This window comes from Kitasatospora sp. NPDC028961, assembly GCF_055564815.1.
Genome location: NZ_JBVHVO010000005.1, coordinates 78,611 through 93,487 on the forward strand (window position 1 = coordinate 78,611; position 14,877 = coordinate 93,487).

Annotated in this window: 12 protein-coding genes and 1 tRNA gene; 9 read left to right on the forward strand and 4 right to left on the reverse strand. The window is 73.3% G+C overall.

Annotated features, from left to right (window positions below):
• The first annotated feature begins 25 nt into the window (after positions 1–25).
• Positions 26–595 (forward strand): M48 metallopeptidase family protein, encoded by a 570-nt coding sequence (locus ACZ4UX_RS12725; protein WP_329492238.1) that lies wholly within the window; start codon positions 26–28, stop codon positions 593–595.
• Positions 596–728: 133 nt separating this feature from the next.
• On the opposite strand, the gene ACZ4UX_RS12730 is transcribed toward ACZ4UX_RS12725, so the two are convergent.
• Both ACZ4UX_RS12730 and ACZ4UX_RS12735 read right to left on the reverse strand, forming a co-directional pair.
• Positions 729–1,316, reverse strand: coding sequence for an NUDIX hydrolase (locus tag ACZ4UX_RS12730; protein ID WP_465706636.1), 588 nt, complete (start codon positions 1,314–1,316; stop codon positions 729–731).
• The gene (locus tag ACZ4UX_RS12735) at positions 1,313–2,890 is read right to left on the reverse strand and encodes a zinc-dependent metalloprotease (protein WP_465706637.1); all 1,578 of its coding nucleotides are present in this window, start codon (positions 2,888–2,890) and stop codon (positions 1,313–1,315) included. The genes ACZ4UX_RS12730 and ACZ4UX_RS12735 overlap by 4 nt, the downstream gene beginning before the upstream one ends.
• Positions 2,891–3,099: 209 nt before the next feature.
• Here ACZ4UX_RS12735 and ACZ4UX_RS12740 point away from each other — a divergent pair, with 209 nt between their 5' ends.
• The 4 genes from ACZ4UX_RS12740 to ACZ4UX_RS12755 all read left to right on the forward strand — a co-directional run bounded on the left by ACZ4UX_RS12740 (position 3,100) and on the right by ACZ4UX_RS12755 (position 6,332).
• The gene (locus tag ACZ4UX_RS12740) at positions 3,100–4,248 is read left to right on the forward strand and encodes an NAD-dependent epimerase/dehydratase family protein (protein WP_380388081.1); all 1,149 of its coding nucleotides are present in this window, start codon (positions 3,100–3,102) and stop codon (positions 4,246–4,248) included.
• A 144-nt stretch (positions 4,249–4,392) separates the two neighbouring features.
• Entirely contained in the window at positions 4,393–4,833 is a 441-nt protein-coding gene (locus tag ACZ4UX_RS12745; protein ID WP_329489513.1) for a molybdenum cofactor biosynthesis protein MoaE, read from the forward strand.
• A gap of 200 nt (positions 4,834–5,033) precedes the next feature.
• Positions 5,034–5,204: a hypothetical protein gene (locus ACZ4UX_RS12750; protein ID WP_465706638.1), complete on the forward strand. Its 171-nt coding sequence runs from the start codon at positions 5,034–5,036 to the stop codon at positions 5,202–5,204.
• A 42-nt stretch (positions 5,205–5,246) separates the two neighbouring features.
• Positions 5,247–6,332 (forward strand): YlbL family protein, encoded by a 1,086-nt coding sequence (locus tag ACZ4UX_RS12755; protein WP_465706639.1) that lies wholly within the window; start codon positions 5,247–5,249, stop codon positions 6,330–6,332.
• A 62-nt stretch (positions 6,333–6,394) separates the two neighbouring features.
• On the opposite strand, the gene ACZ4UX_RS12760 is transcribed toward ACZ4UX_RS12755, so the two are convergent.
• Complete coding sequence (locus ACZ4UX_RS12760; protein WP_329489516.1) at positions 6,395–6,958, reverse strand: PPA1309 family protein; 564 nt, start codon at positions 6,956–6,958, stop codon at positions 6,395–6,397.
• A gap of 278 nt (positions 6,959–7,236) precedes the next feature.
• Here ACZ4UX_RS12760 and ACZ4UX_RS12765 point away from each other — a divergent pair, with 278 nt between their 5' ends.
• The 3 genes from ACZ4UX_RS12765 to ACZ4UX_RS12775 all read left to right on the forward strand — a co-directional run bounded on the left by ACZ4UX_RS12765 (position 7,237) and on the right by ACZ4UX_RS12775 (position 12,722).
• Positions 7,237–10,227 carry a UPF0182 family membrane protein gene (locus ACZ4UX_RS12765; RefSeq protein ID WP_359803242.1) on the forward strand — a complete coding sequence of 997 codons (2,991 nt, stop codon included), beginning with the start codon at positions 7,237–7,239 and terminating at the stop codon, positions 10,225–10,227.
• A 56-nt stretch (positions 10,228–10,283) separates the two neighbouring features.
• Positions 10,284–10,357: transfer RNA gene (locus tag ACZ4UX_RS12770), tRNA-Met, on the forward strand.
• Between the two features lie 382 nt (positions 10,358–10,739).
• Complete coding sequence (locus ACZ4UX_RS12775; RefSeq protein ID WP_465706641.1) at positions 10,740–12,722, forward strand: tetratricopeptide repeat protein; 1,983 nt, start codon at positions 10,740–10,742, stop codon at positions 12,720–12,722.
• A 7-nt stretch (positions 12,723–12,729) separates the two neighbouring features.
• On the opposite strand, the gene ACZ4UX_RS12780 is transcribed toward ACZ4UX_RS12775, so the two are convergent.
• A complete protein-coding gene (locus ACZ4UX_RS12780) occupies positions 12,730–13,149 on the reverse strand; it encodes a Fur family transcriptional regulator (RefSeq protein ID WP_359834982.1) in 420 nt (139 codons plus the stop codon).
• A 107-nt stretch (positions 13,150–13,256) separates the two neighbouring features.
• Between ACZ4UX_RS12780 and ACZ4UX_RS12785 the strand changes: the two genes are divergently transcribed.
• Positions 13,257–14,735 carry a catalase gene (locus tag ACZ4UX_RS12785; protein WP_465706642.1) on the forward strand — a complete coding sequence of 493 codons (1,479 nt, stop codon included), beginning with the start codon at positions 13,257–13,259 and terminating at the stop codon, positions 14,733–14,735.
• Positions 14,736–14,877: the final 142 nt, after the last annotated feature.

Here is a 14,877-nt window from a genome sequence, read left to right on the forward strand (position 1 = left end):
CGCGCCGTCGGAGAAACACGTCGAGCTGCCCTTCGACCGCTCCCGGGTGGAGGTCCGCCGCAGTGCCCGGCGCAGCCGCACCGTCTCGGCCTACCGCGAGGGGGACCGCACGGTCGTGCTGATCCCGGCCCGGATGTCGCACGCCGAGGAACAGCGCTGGGTCGCGCAGATGCTGGAGAAGCTGGCCGCCCAGGAGAGCCGCCGGGTGCTCGGCGACGACGCGCTGGCGGTCCGGGCGCGCGAGCTGTCCGCCGCCTACCTGGGCAACCGCGCCCAGCCGGTCCAGGTCCGCTGGGTCACCAACCAGAACTCGCGCTGGGGTTCCTGCACCCCCAGCGAGCGGACCATCCGGCTCTCGCACCGGCTGCAGGGCATGCCGGAGTACGTCGTCGACTACGTGCTGCTGCACGAGCTCGCCCACCTGCTGGTGCCGGACCACGGCGCCTCGTTCTGGGCCCTGCTGGAGGCGTACCCGCGGACGGAGCGGGCGCGCGGCTATCTGGAGGGCGTCGCCTCGGCGGCCCGGCTGCCGCACATCCCGGGCGCCCGGCACGCGGGTCCGCCGGAGGCCGAGCCGGCCGGATCCTGCGGCTGACCGGAGCCCCGCGCCCCGGGCGGGCGCGGGCGGCGGGCGACGCGGGGCGGACGGGCGCGGGTCAGCGGCGGACGGACGCACGACAGAGGGGGCGCGGCCGCTGTGGCCCGCGCCCCCTCAGGTCTGTCGCGCCTCAGCCGGTGAGCTGCCGGGCGCGCGCCACCAGGTCGCGCACCGAGTGGTCGGTCAGCTCGGGCAGCTCGTCGAAGCCGAACCAGCGCAGGTCCAGCGACTCCTCGCTGATCAGCGCCTCGGCGCCGGGCGGGGCCACCGCGATGTACTGGACATCCAGGTGGGTGTTCTCCGGCCGGTCCTTGCCGGTGCAGCGGACCTGGTGCCGGTCGAGCTTGGCCGGTACCGGTACGCCGTCGGCGGCCAGCAGCACGAGGTCCGGGATGCCCGACTCCTCGGTGGCCTCGCGCAGCGCGGCGGAGGCCAGGTCGCGGTCGCCCGGCTCGCAGTGGCCGCCCATCTGCAGCCAGAGGCCGACCTTGGGGTGCAGGGTCAGCAGCACCCGCCCGGCGGCCGGGTCCACCACGGCCGCGCTGGCGGTGATGTGAGCGGGCAGGCAGGAGCGGAACAGGCCCTCGGGCTGCTCGGCCAGGTGGTCCAGGTAGTCGAGGCGCAGCCGCTCCTGGTCCGGGTCGGCCGGACGCCAGCCGCTCAGGGTGCGGACCGCGTCCGCGTGCAGGGCGGACGCGCCCGTCTCGGTGAGCGTCATGCGGTGGGCTCGCCCTTCCCGTCCTCGCCGTCGTCCTTCTTCTCCAGGTCGGGCTTGGCGGACTCCGAAGGCTTCGAGGGCTCCGAGGGCTTCGACGGCCCGCCCGCGGCGGCCTCGCCGAGCAGCCTGTCGATCGCGTCGAAGTCCAGGCCGCCCTCGGTGTCGCCGGCGGTGTCCCGGTGCACGAAGGCGTCCGGGTCGTCCAGGTCGGCGGCGGTGGGGAGCATGTCGGGGTGCTGCCAGAGGTCGTCGCGGCCCTCGATGCCCCGGGCGTCGGCGAGCAGCGCCCAGAGCCGGGCGGCGTCGCGCAGCCGGCGCGGGCGCAGCTCCAGGCCGACCAGGGTGGCGAAGGTCTGCTCGGCGGGTCCGCCGGCCGCACGGCGGCGGCGGACGGTCTCGCGCAGCGCGCCGGCCTGCGGCAGGTGCGGTTCGGCGGCGGTGTGCACCACGGCGTCGACCCAGCCCTCGACCAGCGCGAGCGCCGTCTCCAGACGGGCGAGCGCGGCCTTCTGCTCGGGGGTGTCCTCGGGCTGGAGCAGTCCGCCGGCCAGGGCCTCCTGGAGCGCCTCGGGGTTGCTCGGGTCGAGCTGGCCGGCGAGCTCCTCCATCCGGGAGGTGTCGACCTTGATGCCGCGCGCATAGGCCTCGACGGCGCCGAACAGGTGGGCGCGCAGCCACGGCACGTGCGCGAAGAGGCGCTGGTGGGCGGCCTCGCGCAGGGCGAGGTAGAGCCGGACCTCGTCGGCGGGCACGTTCAGGCCCTCGCCGAACTCGGCGATGTTCTGCGGCAGCAGCGCGGCCTTCCCGGCGGGGGCCAGCGGCAGGCCGACGTCGGTCGAGCCGACCACCTCGGCGGCGAGCGCGCCGAGCGCCTGGCCGATCTGGGTGCCGAACATGGCGCCGCCCATCGAGCGCATCATGCCCATCAGCGGGCCCGCCATGGCCTGCATCTCCTCGGGCAGGACGCCGCCCATGGCCGTGCCCACCCGCTCGGCGACCGGGTCCACGAGGTCCTTCCAGACCGGCAGGGTGGCTTCGATCCACTCGGCCCGGCTCCAGGCGACGGCGGTGCCGGCCCCGGAGGGGAACTCGGTGGCGCCGTCCAGCCAGAGGTCGGCGAGCCGGACGGCCTCGGCGACGGCGGAGCGCTCGGAGGCGCCGACCGACCGGTCCTTGGACTTGCCCTCGACGGGCTCGGCGACGACGGTCTGGCGGGCGATGTCCTTGGCGAGGTCCCAGTTCACCGGGCCGCCCTCGAACGAGAGCATCTGGCCGAGCTGCTGGAAGGCGGCGCCGAGGTCGTTGGGGTTGAGGCCGCCGAACATCGCGGCGAAGGGGTTGTCGCCCCCGCCGGGCCCGCTCGGGGTGCCGGGAGCGCCGGGAGCGCCGGGCATCCCCATGCCGAAGAGCGCGCCGAAGGGGTTCCCGCCGAAGCCGAACGGCTGGGGGCCGCCCTGCTCGCCGCCCTGGTCCTTCTTCTTCTGCTCGTCGCCGGGCTTGCCCTTGCCGTCCTCGGGCTTGCCGTCCTCGGGCTCCTCTGGCGGAACGCCGAATCCGAAGGGAAGGTCGCTCACGGGGTCCTCGATCCGGTCGGCCGTCATGCGGGGTGGTGGCGGAATTTCGGCCCGCCCGGGACGGTCCGCGGAGTGGGGGACTCGCGTTCGGTGGGCGGCTCCCGCACGGCTGGTCCGCGCCGGGTGCACCGCCGGGCCTTCGCCTCGGGCAGGATGGACGTACGTGACACACGTACGTACGCACATAAGCTAACCGTGGAGGATGGCCGGTGAGTTCCCCGCCTTCGGACGTTCGCTCTGGGCTGACCGGAGGAGAGGACGCCCCGGACATCACGGCGTCGCCGCCTCCAGCCTACGGCGGACGGCCACTGACCGTGGCCGTCACCGGCGCCGCCGGTGTGCTCGGCGAGCGCGTCGCCGCCCGCCTGGTCGCCTCGCCGGGGGTGAGGAAGGTGCTCGCCGTCGACGACCGGCGGGGCGAGGTGCCGGGCGTGCAGTGGCGCGTCCTGGACGTCCGCGACCCGGCGGTGGCCGAGCGGCTGGCCGGTGTGGACGTGGTCGTCCACCTGGCGATGGACCTCGGGATGGAGTCCGATCCGCGCGCCCGCAGCGCCTACAACGTGCGCGGCGCGCAGACCGTGCTGACCGCCGCCGCGGCGGCCGGGGTGCACCGGGTGGTGCTGTGCACCTCCGCGATGGTCTACGGCGCGCTCGCCGACAACGAGGTGCCGCTGGCCGAGGACTCCGAGCTGCGGGCCACCGAGGAGGCCTCGCTGGTCGGCGACCTGCTGGAGATCGAGCGGCTGGCGCGGCGGGCCCCGCGGGCCCACCCGGGGCTGCAGGTGACCGTGCTGCGTCCGGCCGTGGTGGTCGGGCCCGGCGTCGACACCGTGCTGACCCGGCACTTCGAGGCGCCCCGGCTGCTGGTGGTGGCGGGCTCCCGGCCGTGCTGGCAGTTCTGCCACGTGGACGACCTGGCGGCGGCGCTGGAGTACGCGGCGCTCGGGCTGGTCGAGGGCGAGGTCACGGTCGGCTGCGACGGCTGGCTGGAGCAGGAGGACGTGGAGCGGCTGTCGGGCATCCGGCGGATGGAGCTGCCGGCCTCGCTCGCGCTGGGCACCGCGGCCCGGCTGCACCGGCTCGGGCTGACCCCGGCCCCGGCCGGGGACCTCGCGTACACGATGTACCCCTGGGTGGTGTCCGGCAGCCGGCTGCACGAGGCGGGCTGGCGTCCGACCTACAGCAACGAGCAGGTGCTGGCGGAGCTGCTGGCGCAGGTCTCCGGGAAGCACGCGGTGGCCGGGCGGCGGCTCGGCGGCAAGGAGGCCGCCACCAGCCTGGGCGCGGCCGGGGCGACGGTGGCGCTGGTCGGTACGGCCGCGCTGGTCCGGCGGGCGCGCAAGCGGCGCCGCTTCTGACCCTTCGACGGCCGCGGCGGGCGGGGCCCGCCGCACCGGTGCCCACCGCGGTCGGCCTGCCTCGGTTCTCACGATGCGAAATTTCCCAATCGTGATACGGAACCCCCTTGCCCGAAGTCGCCCGCGATGGGGAATCATGGGGGTATGGCCGACAACCACGACCCCATCCGCCTGCTCGCCGTCCGCGACACCCCCCTCTCGCTCGACGAGGTCTACGAGGCGGTCGGCGACGACGCCGCCGGCGGTACGACCGTCTTCGTCGGGACGGTCCGGGACCACGACGGCGGGAAGTCGGTCGCCGCGCTGGAGTACAGCTGCCACCCCTCGGCCGAGCAGGAGATGCGCCGGATCGCCGAGAAGGTCGTCGCGGAGTTCCCGGTCCGGGCGCTCGCCGCGGTGCACCGGATCGGCCGGCTGGAGATCACCGACAAGGCCGTGATCGTCGCCGTCTCCTGCGCCCACCGGGGCGAGGCGTTCGCCGCCGCCCGCCGGCTGATCGACGACCTCAAGCACGAGGTGCCGATCTGGAAGCACCAGGTGTTCTCCGACGGCGAGGAGGAGTGGGTCGGCGCCGGCGGCTGCTGACCCACCCGGACGCCGCCGACGCGCAGGCGCGCCGGACCTTCACCCGAACGGGTCCGGGCCGGCGCCCCGGATACTCCCTGGCAGTGAGCCGATCGGCCGTGCCGTAACCCGGACGGCGCCACCCGCGTTCTCCGGCGGGGTGGTTAGTCTGCTCATAGACACGACGAGCTGGGAGTACTGATATGGCTGCGCTCGCCTGGTTGATCATTCCTGTCATCGCCGCACTGTTCGCCGCCGTGTGGGCGGGCTGGGCCCAGCGGTCCCCCAGAGCCACCGGTGACCCCGCCTCCCTCGCCGAGCACCGGCGCTTCATGGCCGCCATGGAACGCACCACCGCCGCCCCCGGCCCGGGCGAGGACCCCGGCCGGTAGCCCGGCGGGCGTGGCGTCGGGCGCGTCCCGTACTGTCGAGGCATGCCACGCCGCTCTGCGACGATGCTCGCCGCCACCCTGCTGCTCATAGCGCTGCTCTGCGCGTCGGTGATGATGAAGGTGCCGTACACGGAGATGAGCCCGGGGCCGACGTACAACACGCTCGGGGTGCAGGAGAAGACGGGCACGCCGGTGATCACCGTCACCGGCCACGAGTCCTACCCGGTGAGCGGCCACCTCAACATGACCACCGTCCAGGTCACCGGTGCCAAGTACGAGCCCAGCCTGGTCAACGCGGTGGTCGGGTGGCTCCGGGACGACGTGCTGGTGGTACCGCACGACAACGTCTACCCGAAGGGCCAGACGGACGCCGACGCCAAGCGGCAGAACGCCGAGGAGTTCGCGCTCTCCGAGGACCACGCGCGGACGGCGGCGCTGACCCAGCTCGGCATCCCGGTCGGTAACGAGCTGATCGTCCAGTCGGTCACGGCCGGCGCCCCGGCCGAGGGCAAGCTGCACGCCGGGGACCGGATCATCGCGGTCGACGGCACCCCGGTCACCGACGCGGACAGCGTGGCGAAGGCCGTCACCAAGCACCAGCCCGGCGAGACGGCCGTCTTCACCGTGGTGCCGATGGTCAAGGACGCGAGCAAGGCGGACCCGGCGGCGGCCCGGACCGACATCGCCGTCCCGACCGTGAAGTCCCCCGACACCGGCGCCGCCATGGTCGGCATCCGGCCCGGCGTCCGGCACACCTACCCGTTCCAGATCGACATCGGCCTCCAGGACGTCGGCGGGCCGAGCGCGGGCCTGATGTTCTCGCTGGGCATCATCGACAAGCTGACGCCGGAGGACCTCACCGGCGGCAGGTTCGTCGCGGGGACGGGCACCATCGACGACGCCGGCGGCGTCGGCCCGATCGGCGGGATATCGATGAAGCTGATCGCGGCCCGGGACGCCGGCGCCCAGTACTTCTTCACCCCCGCCGCCAACTGCGCCGAGGCCGGCAAGAACACCCCGTCCGGACTGACCCTGATCAGGACCGAGACGCTGGACGGCGCGCTGAAGTCGCTGGAGCAGGTGCGCAGCGGGCAGACCGCCGCGCTGCCCTCCTGCGCCACCGGCTGACCGGCCGGACACCGCGGGCCCCGGACGATCCAGTCCGGGGCCCGCGGCGTACCGGTCGTGGCCTAGGAGAAGGTGGCGAGCAGCGCCGCGGTCAGGCCGGGGACGAGGTCGGGGCCGGTCAGCACCTCGCGGGCGACGTCCTTGGAGCGCAGCCGCAGGGCGATCTCCCGCTTGCCGTCGCGCAGCACGGCGGCGGTGATCCGCACTTCCTCGCGGTTGGGGTGGTTGGCCACCCAGTCGGCGAGCTGGGCGTCGCTGGCGTTGCGCGGGCGGGACTGCTCGGCGCCCGGCGGCAGCATCAGCCGCTCGACCACCAGGGCGCAGCCGACCACCGCGTCGGGCCAGGCGATGGTGCCCAGGAACTTGTCCAGCTCCATGCCTTCGGGCAGTTCGTCCTGCTCGATCGGGGTGAGGCCGGCCTCCGGGCTGTCGGAGAGGCCGAGCTTCTTGGCGATCCCGGGATCGGCCTTGAGCAGGGCCGCGCTGTCCACCAGGGCGAACAGCCGGGCCGGGAGGTCCCAGCCGAGGGTGGCGGCGTACTCGTCGATCTCCAGCGCGGCCCGGGTCAGCGGGGTCGCGGCCGGGAGCTTGGAGACGTCGTCGGGGGAATTGGAGACATCGGACATGCCTCAATCCTCACACGCCGGGCGGTCCGGGCGGTGCCACAGGTCCGGCGGGGGCGGGCGCGGCGCCCACGGGGCGGAGCCGCGGGGCCGCCCGGGAGCGCCCGGACCGCGGCGGAGTCCGGTGGCGCGTCCGGTGGCCGGACGGCCGGACGGCTGCGGCCGGGGAACGCCGGAGTAACCGTCTGCTAACGGTGGGAACTCGGCTAAAGCCTGGTTAAGTTGCACTGACGACCGCTCGATTCCAGACGACACAGCTGAGGTGCCCCGTGGTATTCCAGATGCCGGAACGCTCAGGGCCGGGATTCCGGCGCAGGGTAGGCCCGCCCTCCCGGCGGGCGCGGGTACTCCTGCTGACCCTGGGCGTACTCGCGGTGCTCTTCCTGCTGTTCGTCATGTTCGCCGGGTTCTGGACGGACTGGCTCTGGTTCAAGTCGGTCCACTACTCCTCGGTGTTCACCACCCAGCTCTGGACGAAGGTCGGCCTGTTCGCCGTCTTCGGCCTGTTGATGGCGCTGGTCGTGGGCGCCAACATCTGGCTGGCGCACCGGCTCCGGCCGCCGCTGTCGGCGATGTCGGTGGAGCAGCAGAGCTTGGACCGCTACCGGGCCGGCCTGGCGCCGTTCAAGCGCTGGGCACTGATCGGGATCTCGCTGGTGATCGGCCTGGTGGCCGGCGCCGCCGCCTCGGGCCAGTGGCGGACCTGGCTGCTGTGGACCAACGGGACGTCCTTCGGCGTCAAGGACCAGCAGTTCGGCATGGACGTCTCGTTCTACGCCTTCGAGCTGCCGTTCTACGAGTTCCTGCTCGGCTTCGCGTTCAGCGCGGTGATCGTCTCGCTGCTGACCTCGGCGCTGGTGCACTACCTGTACGGGGGACTGCGGCTGCAGGGCCCGGGCCGCCGGGCCAGTGCCGGCGCGCAGGGCCACCTCGCGGTGCTGCTCGGCGTGTTCGTGCTGCTGAAGGCGGTGGCGTACTGGCTGGACCGGTACGCGCTGGCGGTGAAGACCGGCTCGTACAAGAGCGTCACCGGCTGGACCGGCCTGCGCTACGTGGACGCCAACGCGTTCCTGCCGGCCAAGACCATCCTGTTCTTCGTCGCGATCATCTGCGCGGTGCTGTTCTTCCTGACCCCGATCCGCCGCACCTGGGCACCGGCCCTGATCGGCCTCGGGCTGATGGTGCTCTCGGCGGTGCTGATCGGCGGGGTGTACCCGGCGATCGTGCAGCAGTTCCAGGTCAAGCCGAACGAGCAGGCCAAGGAGACGCCGTACATCCAGAAGAACATCGACGCGACGCGGCAGGCGTACGGGATCGCGGACAGCCAGACCACCCAGTACACCCCGCAGGGTTCGACCACGGCCGAGGCGCTCAAGCCCGACGCGCAGACCATCGCGGACATCCGGCTGCTGGACCCGAACGTGGTCTCGCCGACCTTCCAGTCGATCGAGCAGCAGCGCTCGTACTACGCCTTCCCGTCCACGCTGGACGTGGACCGCTACGGCAAGGGCGAGACCGCCCAGGACACCGTGATCGGCCTGCGTGAGCTGGACCTCAACGGCGTGCAGCGCAACTGGATCAACGACCACTTCAAGTACACCCACGGCTACGGCGCGGTGGTGGCCAAGGGCAACCAGGTCAACGACAAGGGCCAGCCGGTCTTCACCGAGTCCGGCCTGCCGGCCACCGGTTCGCTGGGCGACTACCAGCAGCGGGTCTACTACGGCGAGAAGACCGGCACGTACTCGATCGTCGGCGGTGCCAACCAGGAGATCGACTACACCACCGACTCCGGTGAGAACAAGCAGTACCAGTACACCGGCGGCAGCGGCGTCTCGCTGGACAACCCGATCACCCGGGCCGCGTACGCGGTGAAGTTCGCCGAGCCGCAGATCCTCTACGCGGGGGCGATCACCGACGGCGCGAAGGTCATCTACGACCGGACGCCCAAGGAGCGGGTGGAGAAGGTCGCGCCGTGGCTGTCGATCGACGCCGACCCGTACCCGGTCGTGCAGCCCGGCCCGGACGGCCGGCCCGGGCGGGTGGTCTGGGTGCTCGACGGCTACACCACCTCCGACGGCTACCCGTTCTCGTCCAAGACGACGCTGGGCACGGCCACCAAGGACTCGCTGACCAACCAGCGCGGCGAGCTGCTGACCGCCGCCAACCAGGTCAACTACATCCGCAACTCGGTCAAGGCCACCGTGGACGCGTACACCGGTGAGGTGACGCTCTACCAGTGGGACGAGAACGACCCGGTGCTCAAGACCTGGATGAAGGCGTTCCCGGACACCGTCAAGGCCAAGGCCGACATCCCGGGCACGCTGATGCCGCACCTGCGCTACCCGCAGGACATGTTCAAGGTGCAGCGCGACCTGCTCGGCCAGTACCACGTGACGGACGCCAACTCGTTCTTCAACGGCAGCGACATCTGGCAGATCCCGGTCGACCCGACCAGCGACACCAAGCAGCCGCAGCCGCCGTACTACCTGACGGTGCGGATGCCGGACCCGGCGGTCACCTCCGCTAGCTTCTCGCTGACCAGCACCTTCGTGCCGAGCGGCCGGGAGAACCTGGCGGCCTTCATGGCGGTCAGCGCCGACCCGGGGCCTGACTACGGGAAGATCAGGCTGCTCAAGGTGCCGGGGGACAGCAAGACCCTCGGGCCCAACCTGGTGCAGTCGCAGTTCAACTCCCGCCAGGAAGTGGCCCAGCAGATCACCCTGCTGAAGAGCGGCGGTGACTCCGAGCTGGAGTACGGCAACCTGCTGACCCTGCCGGTCGGCGGCGGCCTGCTCAACGTCGAGCCGGTGTACGTGCGCGGGCGCGGTGCCAAGTACCCGACGCTGCAGAAGGTGCTCGCGGTGTACGGCAACGACAACGTGGCGTTCGAGAACACCCTGGAGGAGGCGCTGAAGAAGGTCTTCGCGGGTGCCGCCCCGGCGACCACGCCGACCGCGCCGACCACCCCGGGGACCCCGAGCACCCCGACGCCCACCCCGACGGCGCCGGCCACCCCGGGCACCGGCGGGGCCACCACCCCGGAGCTGCAGAAGGCCTGGGCGGACGTCGAGAAGGCGTACAACGACAGCCAGAACGCGTTCAAGAGCGGCGACTGGGCGGCCTACGGCCAGGCCCAGAAGGCGCTCGGCGACGCGATCAAGGCGGCCCAGGCGGCGCAGCAGAAGGCCGGCGGCACCCCCGCCGCCACGCCTTCGGCCACCGCGCCGGCCGGGGCCTCGCCGAGCCCCTCGGCGGGCGCGAGCCCCTGAGCTGGGAGAACCGATTCCTGTTCCACCCCGCGACCGTGCTATGGTTTCACTACCGACGCGGGGTGGAGCAGCTCGGTAGCTCGCTGGGCTCATAACCCAGAGGTCGCAGGTTCAAATCCTGTCCCCGCTACTCAGTAGCCGAGAGGCCCGGAGGATCATCCTCCGGGCCTCTCGCGTTTCCCGCCGGGGGTGGTGTGGGCCCCTCCGGTAGGATCGATCGTCGCCATCGACGCCGGCATCGGGGTTTGTGGACCCGAGTGTCGGGAAATCGACAAAGCGCCGAAGCAATTTCGTCGGCTTCGGTTCCGCGCCGCCGAATTCGGCCGGGGCAGGTGTACGCGGGTTGCGGGTGATGCGACGATGGGACACATGGGGGACGTTGCGCGGCTGTTGACCGGCCGTCGGCTCCAGCGCGCCCCATGGGGACCCCTTCGGCCGGAGGCCGGCAGCGGGTCCGTCCGGCCGCGGGCCGGGGGAGGATGCCGCGACACTCTGGGGGAGCGGGAGTCGGCATGAGGCTGATCGGCAAGAACGGGCCAGGAGCCAAGTCCGCGGCGACCACCGAGGCGGACACCGAGGGCTGGGCCGATAGCTCCGAGAACTCCGAGGACCGGCCCGGCGCCCTGCCCGCCCAGCGCACCGGCGGACTGACGGACCGCCGGCCGGTCGACGGCTACGGCCCCGACAGCCTGGTGCACGTCTCCGCCAGCCAGTTCACCGCCGCCATCGGCCCCTACGGCGCCGCCACCGAGGACGAGGAGGGCAGCGAGGAGGGGCGCGAGCGGGCCGGATTCGACTCCGCCAGCTTCGAGACCGCCCTGGCCGCCCGGGAGCAGGCCGCCCTGGAGGCCCGGCACCGCCAGGCCGCCGACGACGGGGACGCGGACGCCGCCGGCCGGCTCGGCACCCTGCTGCTGCGCCGCGGGGACCTGGAGGACGCCGAGCCGTACCTGCGCGGCGCCGCCGCGGCCGGGCTGCGCTCGGCCGCCAACAACCTCGGCGTGCTGCTGCACCAGCAGGGGCACCGCTCGGAGGCGGCCCAGTGGTGGCGTCAGGCCGCGGTGGCCGGCAGCGCGCCCGCCGCGCACGCGCTCGGGCTCCAACTGCGGGACCAGGGCGAGGAGGAGGCCGCCGAGTACTGGCTGCACTTCGCCGCCGACCACGGGCACCCGCTCGGCGCCTACGCGTTGGGCGACCTGATGGAGCACCGGCGCGACGTGCGCGCCGAGCGCTGGTTCAAGGTCTCCGCCGACGCCGGCCACCGCGAGGCCGCCTACCGGCTGGCCCGGATGCGCGAGGCCGCGGGGGACAAGGAGACCGCCGAGACCTGGTACCGCACCGCCGCCGCCCGCAGCCACGCCCGCGCCGCGCTGCGGCTCGGGGTGCTGCTGGAGGAGCGCTCCCGGGTCGACCACGGCCTGCTGGACGAGGCGGCCCGCTGGTACCGGCAGTCGGCGCAGAACGGCGAGCCGCGGGCGGCCTGCGCGCTGGGCTTCCTGCTGCGCGACTCCGGGGACCTCACGGCCGCCGCCGAGTGGTGGCAGGAGGCGGCCGAGGCGGGCGACGGCAACGCCGCCAACGCCCTGGGCGCGCTGCACGCCTCGCGCGGCGAGGCGGCCGAGGCCGAACGCTGGTACCGCAGCGCACTGGACGCCGGCGACCAGAACGGCGCCTTCAACCTCGGACTGCTCTGCGCCGGGGCCGGGCGCGACCAGCAGGCCGAGCAGTGGTACCGCCGCGCCGCGTACGCCGGGCACCGCGAGGCGTGCAACGCGCTGGCCGTGGTGCTGCTCCAGCGCGGCGACGAGTCGGGCGCCGAGCCCTGGTTCTCCAAGGCCGCCGAGGCCGGCAGCGTGGACGGCGCCTTCAACCTGGGCGTGCTGCACGCCGGGCGCGGGGACCACCGGCAGGCGCAGGAGTGGTACGCGCGCGCCGCCGCCGAGGGCCACGGCGAGGCGGCCCTCCAGCTGGCGGTGGCCCAGGAGCAGCGCGGCAACCTGGCGGGGGCGCTGGAGCGCTACCGGCAGGCGGCGGCCGGCGGGTCGGCCGAGGGCGCGTTCCGGCTGGCCTCGGTGCTGGACCGGCGCGGCGACGCGGACGAGGAGGCCGAGCACTGGTACGCGGTCGCGGCCGACGCCGGCCACCGCCGGGCGCAGGTCCGGATGGGCGTGCGGGCCGCCGAGCGCGGGGCGCTGGAGATCGCCGAGAGCTGGTACCGGCGGGCGGCCGGGGCGGGCAGCCGCAGCGCGGCCTTCAACCTGGGCCTGCTGCTGGCCCGGCAGGACTGCGAGGCCGAGGCGATGCTCTGGTACACCCGGGCCGCCGACGCCGGGCACGGCCGGGCGGCGCTGCGGCTGGCCCTGCTGGCGCTGCGCCGCGGCGAGCCGGTGCAGGCGGAGAACTGGTGCCGGCGGGCGGCCGACTACGGCCCCGCCGAGGTCGCCGAGCGGGCCGGCCGGCTGCTCGGCGCGCTGCACGCGGAGTTGAGCGCGTAGCGCTCGCTCAGCCGCGGTCCGCGCAGTCCGGACAGAGGCCCCGGTAGGTGATCTCGGCCCCGGAGAGGACGAAGCCGAACCGCTCGCCCTGCGGGAGGCCGGCCAGCGGGTCGCCCTGCGGGTGGACGTCGCGGATGGCGCCGCAGCCCGAGCAGACCAGGTGCTGGTGCGGCCGGTGCGCGTTGGGGTCGTACCGCTTGGCCCGGCCGTCGGTGGCGACCTCCAGCACCTCGCCGAGGCAGACCAGCTCGCCGAGCGTGTTGTAGACCGTCGCGCGGCTGATCTCGGGCAGGCGCTCCACGGCGCGCGAGTGCACCTCGTCGGCCGTGAGGTGGACGTGGTCCCCGTCGAGGACCTCGGCCACGACCCGGCGCTGCGAGGTCAGCCGCCACCCACGTCCGCGAAGTCGTTCCAGCAGGTCGCTCATGCGTACAGGATAGGTGAGCTCTCACTTTGGTTCCAGTATTGACTTGGACAAAGTCCAAGTTAGGATCGAGTTGTTGTCACGACCGGACCACGCGGAGGCACCCCCTTATGAGCACCCAGGACGAGCTGCGCCCCACCCTCACCACGGAGGCGGGTGCCCCCGTCGCCGACAACCAGAACACCGAGACCGCCGGCGTCGGCGGCCCGGCGCTCATTCAGGACCAGCAACTCTTCGAGAAGCTGGCGCACTTCAACCGGGAGCGGATCCCGGAGCGGGTGGTGCACGCCCGCGGCGCGGCGGCCTACGGCACCTTCACGGTGACCGCCGACGTCACCGCGTACACCCGGGCCCGCTTCCTCTCCGAGGTGGGCAAGGAGACCGAGACCTTCCTGCGGTTCTCCACCGTGGCCGGCAACCTCGGCTCCGCCGACGCCGTCCGCGACCCGCGCGGCTTCGCGCTGAAGTTCTACACCGAGGACGGCAACTACGACCTCGTCGGCAACAACACCCCGGTGTTCTTCATCAAGGACGCCACCAAGTTCCCGGACTTCATCCACACCCAGAAGCGGGACCCGTACACCGGCTCGCAGGAGGCGGACAACGTCTGGGACTTCTGGGGGCTGTCGCCCGAGGCGACCCACCAGGTGACCTGGCTCTTCGGCGACCGCGGCATCCCGGCCAGCTACCGCCACCTCGACGGCTTCGGCTCGCACACCTACCAGTGGCAGAACGAGGCCGGCGAGTACTTCTGGGTCAAGTACCACTTCAAGACCGACCAGGGCATCAAGAACCTGACGGCGCAGGAGGCGGCCAGGCTCGCGGGCGAGGACCCGGACAGCCACCAGCGCGACCTGCGCGAGTCCATCGAGCGCGGCGAGTACCCGAGCTGGACGGTCAGCGTCCAGATCATGCCGGCGGCGGACGCGGCCCACTACCGCTTCAACCCCTTCGACCTGACCAAGGTGTGGCCGCACGCCGACTACCCGCTGGTCGAGTTCGGCAAGCTGGAGCTCAACCGCAACCCCGACAACGTCTTCGCCGAGGTCGAGCAGTCGATCTTCTCGCCGTCGCACTTCGTGCCCGGCATCGGCCCGTCCCCGGACAAGATGCTCCAGGGCCGGCTCTTCGCCTACGCGGACGCCCACCGCTACCGCGTCGGCATCAACGCCGACCACCTGCCGGTGAACCGCCCGCACGCCACCGAGGCGCGCACCAACAGCCGGGACGGCTACCTCTACGACGGCCGCCACGGCCGCCGCAAGAACTACGAGCCCAACAGCTTCGGAGGCCCCGTGCAGACCGGCCGCCCGCTCTGGGCCGCGACGGCGGTCACCGGCGCGACCGGCACCCACGAGGCGCCCTCGCACGCCGAGGACGACGACTTCGTGCAGGCGGGCGACCTGTACCGGCTGATGGGCGAGGAGGAGAAGCAGCGGCTGATCGCCAACCTGGCCGGCTTCATCGCCAAGGTCTCGGCCGACCGCGAGGACATCGTCGAACGGGCGGTCGAGAACTTCCGCCAGGCCGACGCCGACTACGGCCGCCGGCTGGAGACGGCGGTCCGGGAGCTGCGCAAGCAGCGGTAGCGGTACCCCGATGAGCCGCGGGGCCGGGGGGGGGGGGGGGGGGGGGGGGGGGGGGGGAGAGGGAGGGGGGGGGGGGGGGGGGGGGGGGGGGGGAGGAGGGGGGAGGGGGGGGGGGGGGAGGGGCTCGGGGAGAGACCTAGCC